The 14,356-nt window shown below is 59.6% G+C and carries 18 protein-coding genes and 1 tRNA gene; 14 read left to right on the plus strand and 5 right to left on the minus strand.

The features are described from left to right. The first annotated feature begins 530 nt into the window (after nt 1-530). From ACTG2S_RS13640 to ACTG2S_RS13650, 3 genes are read left to right on the plus strand one after another with little or no spacing between them, the layout of a single operon-like run. The gene (locus ACTG2S_RS13640; RefSeq protein ID WP_005337171.1) at nt 531-1,469 is read left to right on the plus strand and encodes a LysR family transcriptional regulator; all 939 of its coding nucleotides are present in this window, start codon (nt 531-533) and stop codon (nt 1,467-1,469) included. 54 nt (nt 1,470-1,523) lie between these two features. Next, nucleotides 1,524-2,546: a response regulator gene (locus ACTG2S_RS13645; protein ID WP_019444706.1), complete on the plus strand. Its 1,023-nt coding sequence runs from the start codon at nt 1,524-1,526 to the stop codon at nt 2,544-2,546. Nucleotides 2,547-2,554: 8 nt separating this feature from the next. After that, entirely contained in the window at nt 2,555-2,986 is a 432-nt protein-coding gene (locus ACTG2S_RS13650) for a PAS domain-containing protein (RefSeq protein WP_005337175.1), read from the plus strand. 89 nt (nt 2,987-3,075) lie between these two features. Here ACTG2S_RS13650 and ltaE read toward each other — a convergent pair whose 3' ends face one another. The 3 genes from ltaE to ACTG2S_RS13665 form a co-directional block, all read right to left on the minus strand. Beyond that, entirely contained in the window at nt 3,076-4,095 is a 1,020-nt protein-coding gene (gene ltaE, locus ACTG2S_RS13655) for a low-specificity L-threonine aldolase (RefSeq protein WP_274161167.1), read from the minus strand. A 112-nt stretch (nt 4,096-4,207) separates the two neighbouring features. Beyond that, nucleotides 4,208-4,909 (minus strand): short-chain dehydrogenase, encoded by a 702-nt coding sequence (locus tag ACTG2S_RS13660; RefSeq protein ID WP_274161168.1) that lies wholly within the window; start codon nt 4,907-4,909, stop codon nt 4,208-4,210. Nucleotides 4,910-4,996: 87 nt separating this feature from the next. Continuing rightward, nucleotides 4,997-5,404 (minus strand): helix-turn-helix domain-containing protein, encoded by a 408-nt coding sequence (locus ACTG2S_RS13665; RefSeq protein ID WP_005351138.1) that lies wholly within the window; start codon nt 5,402-5,404, stop codon nt 4,997-4,999. A 147-nt stretch (nt 5,405-5,551) separates the two neighbouring features. Between ACTG2S_RS13665 and ACTG2S_RS13670 the strand changes: the two genes are divergently transcribed. Then, entirely contained in the window at nt 5,552-6,451 is a 900-nt protein-coding gene (locus ACTG2S_RS13670; RefSeq protein WP_274161169.1) for an aldo/keto reductase, read from the plus strand. A 71-nt stretch (nt 6,452-6,522) separates the two neighbouring features. Here the strand turns inward: ACTG2S_RS13670 and ACTG2S_RS13675 are convergent, their stop codons facing one another. Both ACTG2S_RS13675 and ACTG2S_RS13680 read right to left on the minus strand, forming a co-directional pair. Beyond that, on the minus strand, nt 6,523-6,804 hold the full coding sequence (locus ACTG2S_RS13675; protein ID WP_005337180.1) for an RNA recognition motif domain-containing protein: 282 nt from the start codon (nt 6,802-6,804) through the stop codon (nt 6,523-6,525). Between the two features lie 216 nt (nt 6,805-7,020). Further along, nucleotides 7,021-7,563 carry a hypothetical protein gene (locus ACTG2S_RS13680; RefSeq protein WP_274161170.1) on the minus strand — a complete coding sequence of 181 codons (543 nt, stop codon included), beginning with the start codon at nt 7,561-7,563 and terminating at the stop codon, nt 7,021-7,023. Nucleotides 7,564-7,669: 106 nt separating this feature from the next. Here ACTG2S_RS13680 and ACTG2S_RS13685 point away from each other — a divergent pair, with 106 nt between their 5' ends. The 10 genes from ACTG2S_RS13685 (at nt 7,670) to ACTG2S_RS13730 (ending at nt 14,353) form a co-directional block, all read left to right on the plus strand. Continuing rightward, nucleotides 7,670-8,440 carry an amino acid ABC transporter ATP-binding protein gene (locus ACTG2S_RS13685; RefSeq protein ID WP_075115892.1) on the plus strand — a complete coding sequence of 257 codons (771 nt, stop codon included), beginning with the start codon at nt 7,670-7,672 and terminating at the stop codon, nt 8,438-8,440. Continuing rightward, a complete protein-coding gene (locus ACTG2S_RS13690; protein ID WP_069527972.1) occupies nt 8,433-9,230 on the plus strand; it encodes an amino acid ABC transporter permease in 798 nt (265 codons plus the stop codon). Before ACTG2S_RS13685 ends, ACTG2S_RS13690 begins: the two co-directional genes overlap by 8 nt. A 2-nt stretch (nt 9,231-9,232) precedes the next feature. Beyond that, nucleotides 9,233-10,054: a transporter substrate-binding domain-containing protein gene (locus ACTG2S_RS13695; RefSeq protein ID WP_439982639.1), complete on the plus strand. Its 822-nt coding sequence runs from the start codon at nt 9,233-9,235 to the stop codon at nt 10,052-10,054. Further along, nucleotides 10,054-10,959 carry an amino acid ABC transporter permease gene (locus ACTG2S_RS13700; RefSeq protein WP_101529945.1) on the plus strand — a complete coding sequence of 302 codons (906 nt, stop codon included), beginning with the start codon at nt 10,054-10,056 and terminating at the stop codon, nt 10,957-10,959. Before ACTG2S_RS13695 ends, ACTG2S_RS13700 begins: the two co-directional genes overlap by 1 nt. Then, nucleotides 10,953-11,690, plus strand: a complete 738-nt coding sequence (gene mepA / locus ACTG2S_RS13705) for a penicillin-insensitive murein endopeptidase (RefSeq protein WP_274161172.1) — start codon at nt 10,953-10,955, stop codon at nt 11,688-11,690. Before ACTG2S_RS13700 ends, mepA begins: the two co-directional genes overlap by 7 nt. Before the next feature lie 85 nt (nt 11,691-11,775). Next, nucleotides 11,776-12,366, plus strand: a complete 591-nt coding sequence (locus tag ACTG2S_RS13710) for a LemA family protein (RefSeq protein WP_270803725.1) — start codon at nt 11,776-11,778, stop codon at nt 12,364-12,366. Next, nucleotides 12,363-13,088, plus strand: coding sequence for a TPM domain-containing protein (locus ACTG2S_RS13715; protein ID WP_274161173.1), 726 nt, complete (start codon nt 12,363-12,365; stop codon nt 13,086-13,088). Before ACTG2S_RS13710 ends, ACTG2S_RS13715 begins: the two co-directional genes overlap by 4 nt. A gap of 20 nt (nt 13,089-13,108) precedes the next feature. Next, nucleotides 13,109-13,726, plus strand: a complete 618-nt coding sequence (locus ACTG2S_RS13720) for a TPM domain-containing protein (protein ID WP_005337196.1) — start codon at nt 13,109-13,111, stop codon at nt 13,724-13,726. A gap of 145 nt (nt 13,727-13,871) precedes the next feature. Further along, a tRNA-Ser gene (locus tag ACTG2S_RS13725) sits at nt 13,872-13,959 on the plus strand. Between the two features lie 178 nt (nt 13,960-14,137). Then, nucleotides 14,138-14,353 (plus strand): hypothetical protein, encoded by a 216-nt coding sequence (locus tag ACTG2S_RS13730; RefSeq protein ID WP_439982640.1) that lies wholly within the window; start codon nt 14,138-14,140, stop codon nt 14,351-14,353. Nucleotides 14,354-14,356 lie beyond the last annotated feature (3 nt).

Here is a 14,356-nt window from a genome sequence, read left to right on the forward strand (position 1 = left end):
CATATTTGCTGCGACAAATTTGTTATTAACATTTAAATCAATGGTGGAAATAGTCATCACTCTCTGTCACAAAGCTTCCATTAATTAACCAAGCGGATGGATAAACAGCCAAAAAAACGCCAAAACGGACAAAAATAGTTCACTAAGGCGGAATTGATATACCCCAAATTCATTTTTCAACAGGCAATGAGCAAAACCCGAATATATGATCTGCATCACATTGGTTGTAGATGGCAAACCACCCCGGCTGAGTACGCAGAGCAACCCGGCGTCCTTCCATCAGGTTGCAATATCGGCCTTCGCCTGCGGTTATAGCGGAACAAATCAGGGTATATGGCAAACATCACTGCCGCAGTACCATTTGGCATCGTGCCGGAATAATCACCAGCTCGGGGAAGCTGAGATGACGGGCGGGTGGAGAACTGGTATCAACAGAAATCGAATCCAGATCAATTAAACGCTGAATTACCCTTGCCAACCCGGAACGCTCTTTTTATGGTTGCCCCCTTGTTACACCCAGAACAGCGTTTATGAAGCACATCGAAGAGTTCTACCTGTTCGTCAAGGTGGTGCAAGAGGGAGGATTCTCCCACGCTGCAGCCGCACTGGGCATGCCAACAGGCACCATCAGTCGACGCATTTCCCAGCTGGAAGAGCAACTAGGTTGCTCCCTGCTACATCGCTCTACCCGCAAGCTCCGCCTTACCGATGATGGCCTCAGATACTACGAACGTCTCTGCACGCCACTCGCACAAATCGAGCAGGCCACCAGCGAGATCCAGGGTCAAGAGGCCGATATCACCGGGCTTATCCGGATAGCTGCGCCGATCGCGCTCTCCAACACCATCCTCATCGATATGCTGGCCGAATTCGGACTGCACTATCCCGAGGTACAGTTCGATATCACCCAGACCAATGATCACCAGCACCTGTTCGACAATGATCGGGATCTGGTGTTCTTCAACGGTGAGCTGCCCCAGTCGCTGCCCAATGCGATCTGTCTCGGCCATATCGAGTACGGCCTGTTTGCCTCACCACTCTATTTGACCAAGAAGGGCACTCCCTCCCATCCCAACCAGCTGGAAGAGCATGATCTCATCTACTGCTGGCCTCACCAGCACTGGCAGCTGACCGACAAGGATGGCCAGAGCGTCTGCATCAAACGCAGCGCCAAACTGACCGTCAACCAGACCCAGGCCGCGGTACGCGCAGCCCGGCGTCATCTGGGGATCGTCAACGCCCCGCTGCACTATCTGAGCAGCTTCCTCCATGACGAGCAACTGGTGCCGGTACTGACCGACTGGCAAACCGGCAATCGCCCCTTCTACATGTTGTGTTGCCAGCACCAGTTCGCTCCGTTGCGTGTTAAGATGTTCGTTGAATTTGTTGAAAAATACTCAGCACGCTATCGCAATCGGCAGTGGGACAACCAATTTTCACAAGGTGATAGCCTCACCCATTGCATCTGACCGTTAGCGGGCCACACTTATAGCATCCCTTGCCAACAGAGCCTGCCTAACGCCATGAATGTATTGATATGTGATGACTCCGGGTTCGCCCGCAAACAGCTGGCGCGGGCGCTCCCGGCCGACTGGAAAGTCGATTTGCACTACGCAGCCAATGGTCTCGAAGGGATCGAACAGGTGCTGATGGGTCATGGCGATCTCATCTTCCTCGATCTGACCATGCCGGAAATGGACGGTTACGGCGTGCTGGAGACCCTCCAACGGGAGGGTTTGCGCAACAAGGTGATCGTGGTCTCCGGGGATATCCAGCCAGAGGCCTATCAACGGGTCATGGGGCTGGGTGCGCTCGATTTCATCAAGAAACCCGCGGCCCCCGAGACCCTGCTAGCCCTGCTCAAAAAGCATGGTTTCTGGAGTGCCGCCCCGAGCGGTCAACCAAGCGCCCCCGAGCAGCTGACAAGCGGTGTAGTAGCCGATGCAGGCGTCAAGATCACCCCCGAAATCCGCGATGTCTATCAGGAGCTGGCCAACGTCTCCATGGGTCAGGCAGCCGACTTGCTGGCTCGTCTGCTCAACGCCTTCGTGGTACTGCCTATCCCCAACGTCAACGTGCTGGAGGTCTCCGAGCTGCACATGGCCCTCTCGGCGGCTGCGGATTCGGATACCCTCTCCGCCGTCTGTCAGGGGTTTATCGGAGCGGGGATCGCCGGTGAAGCGTTGATCCTGTTCCATGACTCCAGCTTCAAAGATTTGGCCAAGCTGATGAACCATCAGGGGACGCTGGATCGCACCGCCGAACTGGAGCTGCTGATGGATACCGCCAACGTGCTGATCGGCGCCTTCCTGCGCGGCTACGCCAACCAGCTCGACACCCCCTTCAGTCAGGGGCACCCGGTGGTGCTCGGCCAGCACAGACCCATCAACGAGCTGATCAACACTAACAAGAGTCGCTGGCGCCGCACGCTCGCCATCGAGATCAACTACCGGATCCAGGATTACGCGGTGCAGTGTGATCTGCTGCTGCTGTTTACCGAAGATTCCATCGCCACCATGAACAACAAAATCATGCACATGCTCTAGGAGTGACTATGGAAATCCGTGAATTTCATTGGTTGATGAACATAGTCCAGAACCTGGACGTAGGCCTGGTAGTGCTCGACAAGGAGTACAAGGTACAGGTGTGGAACGGCTTTATGGAGAGCCACAGCGGCCGACTGGCCAGTGACGTGCGCGATGGCGTACTGTTCGAGCTCTTCCCCGATGTGGACAGAGCCTGGTTCGAGCGCAAGGCCAACATGGTCTTCAAGCTCAACAACCGCGCCTTCAGTACCTGGGAGCAGAAGCCCTATCTGCTGCGTTTCTCCAACTACCGCCCCATTACCGGCTCGGCCCCCCACATGTTCCAGAACCTGACGCTGGTACCACTGGCCGATTTCGGCGGTCAGGTGACCCACATCGCGGTGATGATCTACGATGCCACCGATGAGGCCATGCTGATGAGCGGCCAGCGGCAAGCTTGAGCTTGCAACAAATAACAGAGGGCGCCGCGGCGCCCTCTGTTATTTCGGTATGAACAGGTCTTGGTATAACCTCTACCTCACCAGCCGTCTCAACGCGCTCCGAGATACTCGGTGAAGGCGTCGATCACCTCTTCAATATCGTCATCGTTGATTTGCAGATGGGTCACCAGCCGCAGCTCGCCGTAACCGGAGAAGAGGATCCCCCTCTCCTTCATAAAGGCCAGCAGAGGGGCCGATTCCCCCTCATGCAGCCGCAGGAACACCATGTTGCTCTGCACGAGCGAGAGGTCGAGCTCGATGCCCGGCAGTGCAGCCAACCCTTCGGCCAGCCGTTTGGCACGGCGGTGATCATCGGCCAGGCGGGTCACATGCTGCTCGAGGGCAAACAGACCGGCTTGCGCCAGAATGCCCGCCTGGCGCATGCCACCCCCCAGCATCTTGCGTAGGCGGCGCGCACGGGCGATGAAATCGTGGCTGCCCACCAGCAGCGAGCCCACCGGTGCGCCCAACCCCTTGGAGAGACAAATCGAGATGCTGTCAAACGGCGCGGCGATCACCGCGGCCGCTGTCTCGCTGGCCACGGCGGCGTTAAAGAGCCGGGCGCCATCGAGATGAAGCCTCAAGCCGCGCTCGGCAACGAATGCCCCCATCTCCTGCAGATAGGAGAGCGGCAGCACCTTGCCGTTGTGGGTGTTCTCAAGGCAGATCAGGCGAGTCTGGACGAAGTGGGCATCATCAGGGGCCAGCGCAGCCTTGATATCATCGAATGCAAGCGTGCCATCACGCTGCATCGGCAAGGGTTGCAGGGCTACGGAGCCCAGCACTGCACTCCCCTGCGCTTCATAGCGATAGATGTGAGCGGCGTTGCCGAGGATGGCCCCCTCACCGCGCTGACAGTGGCTCATCACCGCCAACAGATTGGACATGGTGCCGGACGGCACAAACAGCGCCGCCTGTTTGCCCAGCAATCTGGCCCCAAAGGCCTCCAGCGCGTTGACGCCCGGATCTTCACCATAGACATCGTCACCGACTTCGGCGTGGAGCATGGCTTGACGCATGGCGTCAGTAGGCTGGGTGACGGTGTCACTTCGTAAATCGATATAGCGCATGAGATCCCTCCTGAAACAGGAGAGTGACGTTAGCCATGCGCCCCTCGCTTGGCAAGGGGCGCATGAGCAGAATGTGAAGCCAATAGACGTCCATAGAACCCGCAGGCGGGATTTACCAAGGCAGCGGCTGACCGTTGAGATCCAGTAGCTGACCCGATTGGGTCAACGATAACCCCTTGATGAGATTGATCAGTTTCACCGCCACCTCGGCAGGCTCCTGCAATTGCTCCGCAGGCAACTCGCTCAGAAAGGGGGTATTCATCGGGGAGTCCATCAAGCCGGGCGCAACGGCCACCACCCCTGCTTGCGGGAAACGCTGCGTCCACTCAAGGGCCAGGGTTTTCACCCCCATGTCGAGGGCCGCCTTGCTCATCCGGTAGCTGTAACGCCCCCCCTCCAGATTGGAGGTGATGGAGCCCGCCAGATCAGAGATGGCACAGAGCCACAGCGGATGGTCATTGCCCATCAACCGACTGAAACGGGCAGCCAGCGCCAGCGTTGGCCAGGCATTGGCAAGCAGGCTGTCGCACAGCCACTTGGGGTGCACCTCTTCGACCCGCCGCTCTGGCATAAAGCTGACATCGTGCAACAGGCCGATGGTGTTGATCACCACAGTGGGAAGAGGATCGGTGTCGTAGAGGGTAAACAGGGCGTCGAACGAGATGGCGTCCACCTCTTGCAGCGGGAAGAAAGCCCCCATCTCGATCCCTTTTGGATAGGTGCGCCCGGCCAGAAGGAAGGACTCCCCCCTTGCCATCAGCTCTCTTGCCAGCGCCGAGCCCAGCGCACCACTTCCGAGGATCAAGTAGCTCATCGCCCATTCCATGGAGAGTTATCTTGCTTAGAGCGTATCAGAATAATCAACCGGCCGTGACACGACCAAAGGGTAATATGCCCCTCATCACGCTTCCCCCAGATGGCGACCAAACTCCCGCGCCAGCGCCAAGTCGAGAAAACCGTCCGCTTTCTTGTGGGTGCGCAAAAACTGGTAATAGGCGAGCAGGGTGACCAGTGCCTCCTCATCGGGCAGCCCCACCCCGGGTTGCTGCTCGCCCAGCAGTAGTTGCGCCGCTGCCAGCGCCTCCCTGTCTACCACTTCCGCCTGACGGTAGAGATAACCGCATCCGGTCGCCAGCCACTCCAGCGAGCAGTTGGCCCCCATGGCGATCTGGTTGGCCCGCGCCAAGCCAGGCTCGGCCCCCTTCAAATATTTGCGGATCAGCGCTTCACTGAGCCCCACCTTGCGGGCAAACGCGCTCACGCTCATCTCCCCGATCAGGCTCTGCAAGCGCTCGGCAAATCCTTCCATCCAACTCTCTCTCCTACTCTGCGATCAGAACCAAAGTTCGAATCATGCCACTGCCCATTATTGCTTTGCCAGCCACATGAAGCCAAGATGCCCGCAGTCATCTATGTTGCACATCGTTTTCGCATCGTGTTTTTCAAGGAGTCAACCATGTCTGTATCCCGTGTCGCCCTGCATCCGCAAGGCCCCACCTTCTCTCGCCTCATCATGGGTTACTGGCGCCTGATGGAGTGGCAACTCTCCCCAGCCGCCCTGCTCGACCTGATGAAATATCATCTGGATCTGGGGGTCACCACCATCGATCACGCCGATATCTATGGCGGCTACCAGTGCGAAGAGGCCTTTGGTCACGCCCTGCGTCTCGAACCTTCCCTGCGCAGCCGGATGGAGATCGTCAGCAAGTGCGGCATCGCCCTCACCGCCAAGCCGGAGCATGCCCTCAACCACTACAACACCGGCAAGGGCCATATCATCGCCAGCGCAGAGGCCTCGCTGCGCAAGCTCGGTACCGACCATCTGGACCTGCTGCTGATCCACCGCCCGGATCCCCTGATGAACGCAGATGAAGTGGCCGACGCCTTTATCACCCTGAAGCAGGCGGGCAAGATCAAGCACGCCGGGGTATCCAACTTCACCGCCCGTCAGTTCGAGCTGCTGCAATCGCGCCTCCCCTTCCCGCTGGTCACCAACCAGCTGGAGATCTCGCCGCTTCATCAGGAAGGGACCCTCGATGGTACTCTGGATCAGTGCCAGCAGCTTGGCATCAAGCCGATGGCCTGGTCATGTCTCGGCGGCGGCCGACTGTTCAGCGATGACACCTATGCCCCGCTGCGTGCCGAACTGGAGCAGATCCGTCAGGAAGTGGGTGCCCAGACTATCGAGCAGGTGGTCTACGCCTGGGTAATGATGCTGCCAAGCCAGCCGCTGCCATTGATTGGCTCCGGCAAACGGGAGCGGATTGCTGCCGCCGTGGCCGCCGAATCCATCGCCCTCAATCGCCAGCAGTGGTTCCGCATCCGCAAGGCGGCGCTCGGTTACGACGTCCCCTGATAACAGCAAAACGTCCAGAAACAAAAGCGGCATGGGGGAAACCCATGCCGTTTTTTTATTGCCGAGGTACCTTAGCGGTGGCGCTGTTGCGGGCGACCACGGGGAGCATCTGTCTTCGGTTTGGCCTGGTTGACGGTGATTGTACGGCCACCGACTTCTGTGCCATGCAGACCAGCGATGGCCTTCTCGGCATCACCATTGACCGGCATTTCAATAAAACCAAACCCCTTTGACTGGCCGGTATCGCGGTCGATGATGATATCAACCTTGTCGACCTGTCCAAACTGGCTGAACAGGGTTTTCAGTTCGTCGGCCGTCATCCGGTACGACAGATTTCCTACGTAAATCTTCATGCCATCCACTCTCGATTCAAGGTGCCTTCTCTATGCAATTCCCAGCATAACGGTAAGGGCACAACCCCTATGCCGGACCTGCCATGGCTTCATGCCGTGGCCTTCTCCACACTGTCGTCAAGTGATTGATCTCTTGGGTTAACAGTGCAGACAAGATCAATTCGAGTCACTGGCAGTATCTGAGCTTTGCCGGGAATTGTCGAGAAAATAGTCGACTCAGGCCGATTGCAGATCTGACAACCGTTGCGCCAACATCCGGCGACCGTGCCAGGCCCGTTTAAAGCCGAAGCGATAGACCGACGGGCTCACCAGATGGAGCTCCCCCGCCTTGAGATCCAGCAAGGCCATGGCCGCCGCCAGCTCCTCTTCACTCAGTTGCAGATCGAGGCTGAAGTCGAGCCACTGGCCGTCGTGACCCACTCGCCGCTCCCGCTCGAGCGCCACCAGCTGGCTGCGGGGCAGTGCCAGCGCCTCATCCTTGTTGCCATTGAGCAGATAGATATGCTGTTCATCCCACCCCAGCTCCGCCAGTCGCCAGGGCTGCCAGCTGCGGGGCAGCGACACCATGATCCCGGTGATGCCACCAAAGACCACGCCCACCCAGCTGAGCAGCGCCATGGCGCCCCAACCATCCCACAAGGAGGCCGCCACCACGCCCCAACTCACCAGCAACAGCAGAAAAATGACGCAGCGATAGCGCACCGCTGGCGGCATCAACAGCTGCACCTGGGAACCGGCAAGCAAGGATGTAATACGCATGAAAAGCTCCTGTCATCACGAAATGGCGCCATTGTGAATAGGCATTAGGATGCTGACAAGGGGGTTTTCTTTGTCATCCCCCTATAAAATCAATACCATGGCGTAAATGATTCTCAGTGGAACCCGCTTCTTGACCAGCTCGCAACCCTGTGTGCGCTTTTGTGGCGTTGACAAATTCTATGGCGATTTTCAGGCTCTTCATCACATCGATCTCACCATTGAACGGGGAGAGAAGTGGGTTATCTGTGGCCCGTCAGGCTCGGGAAAATCGACTCTGATCCGCACCATCAACGGGCTGGAGGGGATCGACGACGGCCAGCTGTTCCTGTTTGGCGAGCCGGTGACCCCTTCCTACCTGCGCCGCCTGCAAGGTCGGGTTGGCATGGTGTTTCAGCAGTTCAACCTCTTCCCCCATATGACGGTGCTGGAAAACCTGATGGTGGCGCCGGTGCATACCCTGGGGTTGCGCCCTCAGGAGGCCAAAGCCCGGGCGCTCGGGCTGCTCGAGCGGGTGCGCATTCAGGCACAGGCCGACAAGTACCCCCACCAGCTCTCCGGCGGCCAGCAGCAGCGGGTCGCCATCGCCCGCTCCCTCTGCATGCAACCCGAGCTGATGCTGTTTGACGAGCCCACCTCCGCCCTCGACCCCGAGATGATCCGCGAAGTGCTCGATGTGATCCGCGAGCTGGCTGACGAGGGGATGACCCTGATCTGCGTTACCCACGAGATGGGCTTTGCCCGTCAGGTGGCGGATCGGGTGCTCTTTATGGATGAAGGGAAGATTATCGAGTCTGCCCCGCCCGCCCAGCTGTTCAACGCCCCCCGGCACCCGCGCACCCGGGCCTTCCTCGAACAGGTGCTCAGCTATCATGGCTAGGCTCAATCGTCCCCGCCTGCTTGGCTGGTTGTCAGGCACTGTGATGCTCTCTGTCTTGCTCGGCTGGGCGCTCTATAGCGGCGCTCGCCAGATGGGCTATGAGTGGCAGTGGCCGCGGGTGTTGCCCTTTCTCGGCGAGTGGGATGAGGGAACCTTTTATGCCGGCCCCTTGCTAAACGGCCTGCTGGTCACTTTGCAGGTGGCGCTGCTCAGCCTGTTGGGCACTCTGGCGGTCGGGGTGTGCGTGGTCAGCCTGCGGCTGCTCCCCTCCCGGCTCGGCCCATGGCTCGCCATCGCTTATCTGGCGCTGGTGCGCACCACGCCCCAGCTGGTGCAGCTCTATATTCTCTATTTCTTGCTGGGCCCCATGCTGGGATTGGCCCCCCTTGCCTGCGCCGTGTTGAGCCTCTCCCTCTATCAGGGCGCTTTCACCGCCGAAGTGCTGCGTGCAGGCGTACAGGCCATTCCCAAAGGACAGTGGGAGGCAGCCCAGTCGCTTGGCTTGTCACGGGCCATCACCCTGCGCAAGGTGATCCTGCCCCAGCTGGTGCGCATCACCTTGCCGCCGCTCACCAACGAGCTGGTCTCCCTTATCAAACATTCGGCGCTGGTGAGTGTGATCGCCATCTTCGATCTGACCAACGAAGGGCGTACTCTGGTTGCCGATACGTTTCTGACCTTTGAGGTGTGGTTTACCGTAGCTGCCCTCTATTTGCTGTTAACCCTGACGCTGTCAGCCTGTTCGCGGGCACTGGCCCGTCACCTGAATCCGGATCAACAAGGACGCTAACCATGAATCTGCCATTCAAGACCACCCTGTCGGGCGCAGCCCTGCTGCTGGCAAGCCTGCTCACTCCGGCACTGGCAGAAACTGCCCCCTCCGACACCCAGGCGCAGATCGAGCAGAGCGGTACCCTGCGGGTCGGCATGTCCACCTTCGCCCCCTGGGCGATGCGCGACAAGCAGGGGGCCCTGATCGGTTTCGAGATTGACGTGGCCCATCGCCTCGCCACAGATAACGGCTGGCAGGTAGAGTTCGTGCCTACCGCCTGGGATGGCATCATCCCCTCCCTGTTGGCGAAAAAGTATGACGTCATCATCGGCGGCCTCACCATCACCCCCGAGCGGGAGAAGAGCGTGCGCTTCACCCAGGCCTACTCCCATTCGGGGGTGCAGCTGGCCGCCTCCAGCACCCTGGCCAAAGAGAAGAAAACCGTGGCGGACTTCAACCAGCGCGGGGTGATCCTGGCGGTACGTCGTGGCGCCTCACCGGTACAGGTGGCAAAAGAACACTTCCCCAAGGCCACCCTGCGCCAGTTTGATGACGAGTCACAGGTATTTCAGGAGGTGCTGAACGGCCGCGCCCACGGCGCCCTCTCCTCTTCCCCGAAACCCGAGCAAGAGGCGCTGCGCCACCCGGATGCCCTCTTTATGCCGTTTGCCAAACCGCTGGCAGAAGGGAGTGAAGGGTTTGCCCTGCGCAAGGGGGATGACGCCCTGGCTGAGCAGTTCAACGAGTGGATCGCCGCACGTCAGGCCGATGGCTGGCTCAAGGCGCGCCATGACTACTGGTTCAAGTCGCTGGCGTGGGAAGCGCAGGTCGCCAATCCCTGATGCTGATGGCCCTCAAACAGACCATCCGGCGCATCGTCCGGAAGCCATGTCGGAACATCAACTGGCTGGATGGGGCGATCGCCCTGATCCTGCTGCTGGCTGGCCTCTGGCTGGCCAGCCGCCTGCACATCGGGGTGGCCTATCAGTGGCGCTGGCATGAAGCCTTCGACCTGCTGTTCACCCCCGGCCCTCACGGCGAGTTGCCCTACTTTTTCAGCGGTCTGCTCACCACCTTGCGCATCGCCCTGCTCGGCATGGTACTGGCGCTGCTGCTCGGCACTGCGCTGGGGGTAGCCGCCTTCAGCCGCCGACCCTGGCTGGTGATGCCCGCGACCCTGTTTATCCAGCTGATCCGCAATCTGCCGCCGCTGGTCTTTATCTTCATCTTCTACTTCTTTATCGCCAACCAGCTGCTGCCTTCGAGCGGCCTCTCCCGCTGGCTCGGCACCGTATCACTCTCCCCGTGGCAAGAGGCGCTGTTTGGCCCACCTGCCCGCTGGGAGAACCTCATCTCAGGCACCCTCTGCGTTGGCATGATCAGCGCAGCCTTCGTCGCCGAGATCGTCCGCGCCGGGCTGGCCGCCATCCCCCGTGGCCAGTGGGAGGCGGCGCAGAGCCTCGGGCTCTCTCCCTGGGTGCGGCTGCGCCATGTGATCCTGCCGCAGGCCATGCTGCTGATGCTCCCCCCCCTCACCGGCCAGCTCATTGCGCTGGTGAAGGATACCGCCATCGTTTCCCTTATCTCGGTGCAGGAGCTCACCTTCGTCGGCACCGAGATGGCCAACTCCAGCGGACTGGTCTACGAGATCTGGCTGCTGGTGGCCGCGGCCTATTTATTTATATGTTTGAGTCTGTTCGTATTGCTGAGCCGACTCGAAGCAAGACAAGGAGCACGCACATGCTGACGTCCCTGTTGCTGGCGACTGTATTGCAAGCGGAAGCCATCGGTGGTTATGCCGCCGGTTGCCTGAAAAACGGCGTATCCCTGCCCCTCGAAGGGCCGGGTTATCAGGTGATCCGCACCAAGCGGCTGCGCTACTACGGCCACCCCGACCTTATCCACTACCTGCAAGCGCTGGCCAACCAGACCCGCATGGCCGGGCTGCCGGATCTCTACATCGCTGATCTGGCGATGGCCCGTGGCGGCCCCTTTACCTCCGGCCATCGCAGCCATCAGACCGGACTTGATGCCGATATCTGGTTTCGCATGGCCAACCGCCCCATCAGCAAATGGGAGCAGGATGCCCCCAAGGAGTGGGCGCTGATCGACGAACCCAGCTACAAGATGATACCGGGCCGCTTTGGCCCCCAGCAGCTCACCCTGCTGCGGCTGGCGGCCAGCAAACCCGAGGTGGCCCGCATCTTCGTCAATCCGGTGATCAAATCCGCGGTCTGCCAACAGGCTGGTAACGAACCCTGGGTCGCCAAGCTGCGCCCCTGGGTGGGCCACTTCAGCCACTTCCACGTGCGGCTGCGCTGCCCGGTGGGCAGCCCCGATTGTGAACCTCAGGCCCCCATTCCGCCCGGCAATGGCTGTGGGGAAGAGCTGGCATCCTGGCTCAAAGACAAGCCCCAGCTGCCCAAGGTCTCCGGCATCAACAAGCGACCTGAACTACCTGCTCGTTGTGGCAACTGACCCCAAGCTGGTATGGTGGTGCACGCTTGGTCGTACACCATCCATGGCGCACTATCGACTCGAAATACCAAAGGAGAACAACAAGATGGCCACATCACTCTGGCGCAGAATCACGCAGAGCCTGTTGACCCTGACCCTGCTGCTCGGCCTGACCGGCTGCGGCATGAACAACATTCCGACCCTGGATGAGCAGGTCAAGGCGAGCTGGGGACAGGTTGAGAACCAGTATCAGCGCCGTGCCGACCTCATTCCCAATCTGGTCGCCACCGTCAAGGGCTACGCCAGCCATGAGCAGGAGACCCTAAAGGCGGTCACCGATGCCCGTGCCCGGGTCGGCAGCGTGCAGGTGAGCGATCCTGCCCAGCTCAAGGAGTTTGAAGCGGCGCAGAACCAGCTCTCCAGCGCCCTCTCCCGCCTGATGGTGGTGGTAGAGCGCTACCCCGAGCTGAAAGCGGATCAGCAGTTCCTTGCCCTGCAGGCCCAACTGGAAGGAACCGAGAACCGCATCTCGGTGGCACGCCGCGACTATATCGAGGCGGTGCGCCAGTTCAATACCGAGATCCGCACTTTCCCCGGCGTTATCTGGTCCAAGCTGCTCTACTCGGATCTGGAAGCCAAACCCAGTTTCAGTGCCAAACCCGGTGCCGATGAGGCGCCCAAGGTCAGCTTCCAATGAAGATGATGCTGCGCTGGTTTCTTCCCTGTCTGCTGCTCTGGGCCACTGCCCTGCAAGCGGCACCCGACTTCCCGACGCTGAGCGGACGGGTGGTGGATGAAGCCAGTCTGATGTCCCGCAAACAGGCCCATCAACTGACCCAGCAACTGGCGGCCTTTGAAAAACGCAGCGGCATCCAGCTGGTGGTGGTCTCTGTCGACAGCCTCGATGGGGAGACTATCGAGGAGTACGGCTACCAGCTCGGTCGCCACTGGGGGATCGGCCAGAAAGGCAAAAACAATGGCGTGCTGTTGCTGATCGCCCAGGATGAGCGCAAGGTGCGGATCGATGTAGGCTATGGATTGGAAGGCGCCCTGCCCGACGCCATCGCAGCCAACATCATCCATGGCCGCATCCTGCCCGCCTTCAAGCGCGGCGATATGGTGGCCGGGATCATGGCGGGCAGCCAGAGCATCATGAAGGCACTCGCCGGAGAATATCAGCCGGTCGAGCAGCCAAAGAGTGACAACGGTGGCGGCCCCTGGCTGTTTATTCTGGTGGTGATTGCGATGATCGTACTCCACAACCTGCGCGGGGGGGGTGGCGGTGGGCCGGGAGGACGACGTCGGTCGGCCTACATGGCCGGTGGATTGGGTGCCGGCTCCTTTGGTGGTCGCTCCGGCGGCGGATTCAGCGGTGGCGGCGGCAGTTTTGGCGGCGGCGGAGCCTCCGGTGGCTGGTAACAGGAGTAAAGAGACAAATCATGATTTCTAAACAGTTCTTCCACACGCTTCAGGCAAAGGTGCGCGAAGCGGAGCTAGAGACTGATGCTGAACTGGTCACCGTGCTGGCCCCGGCCAGCGATGGCTATCGCTACATTCCCACCCTCTGGGCGGCGCTGCTGGCGATGCTCACCCCGCTGCTGGTGTTCCAGCTCGGCTTCTGGCTAGGCTGGTACGAAATCCTGCTGGTGCAGTGGTCAGTCTGGCTGCTGCTGAGCCTGCTGTTCCACTGGACCCCCATCAAGATGCGGCTCATCCCGAAGAAGGTTCGTCAGCACCGGGCGGCCCTGATGGCCCGCCTGCAATTTGTCGAGCAGGGGCTGCACCGCACCCGCGACCGGCTTGGGGTGCTGATCTTCGTCTCTGCCGCCGAGCACTATGTAGAAATACTGGTGGATGACGGCATCGCCCAGCATATCGACAACGGCCAGTGGCAGGAGATCATCGACGACTTCGTGGCGCGAGTGCGCAACAAGGAGATCGAACAGGGTTTTCTGGAGTGCGTGGAGCGCGTTAGCGCCATTCTGACCGACGCCTTCCCGGCCACCCGGGATCAAAACGAGTTGCCGGACAGTCTGATCATCCTCGACAAGCCCTGATCCGGTTTAAAAAACCGGCATTCTGCGCAAGGGTTAGGCATTCGGAAAAGATTATGAAAAATAAGGGGAAAAGAGGTTGACCCACACAGCCCTTTCCCCTAAATTACGCCCCGTTCCAGCGCAACAGCGCAGCGAACGAAAATTTGGTGAGGTGTCCGAGTGGCTGAAGGAGCACGCCTGGAAAGTGTGTATACGGCAACGTATCGAGGGTTCGAATCCCTCCCTCACCGCCAAATCTAAAAAAACCGACCTCAGGGTCGGTTTTTTGCTTTCCGGCAAACACCTATGTCGACAAGTGAGCCAGAGCCACGCAGTGGCAGATCATCCACTCTCTCATCCCCCGGTTTGCAAAGCCCTGATGGAACATCACAGCTTTTCATATTGCCAGCACCCGCCCCCTAGCTTGCTTTTGTGATTGCCCCACCCGACAAGCGTTCCTTCCTGTCACAACAGGAACAACAGGAACAACAGGAACAACAGGAACAACAGGAACAACAGGAACAACAGGAACAACAGGAACAACAAGATGATTGCAATGCCATCTTATGGTCGCAACACGCCTTCTTTTATGGACGTTACCCAGCGCCCATTATTGCTCATCGATTGGATATCATTTTGAAAAACTGATAC

It is taken from the genome of Aeromonas sp. 82P, from assembly GCF_051919365.1.
Lineage (GTDB): Bacteria > Pseudomonadota > Gammaproteobacteria > Enterobacterales > Aeromonadaceae > Aeromonas > Aeromonas veronii.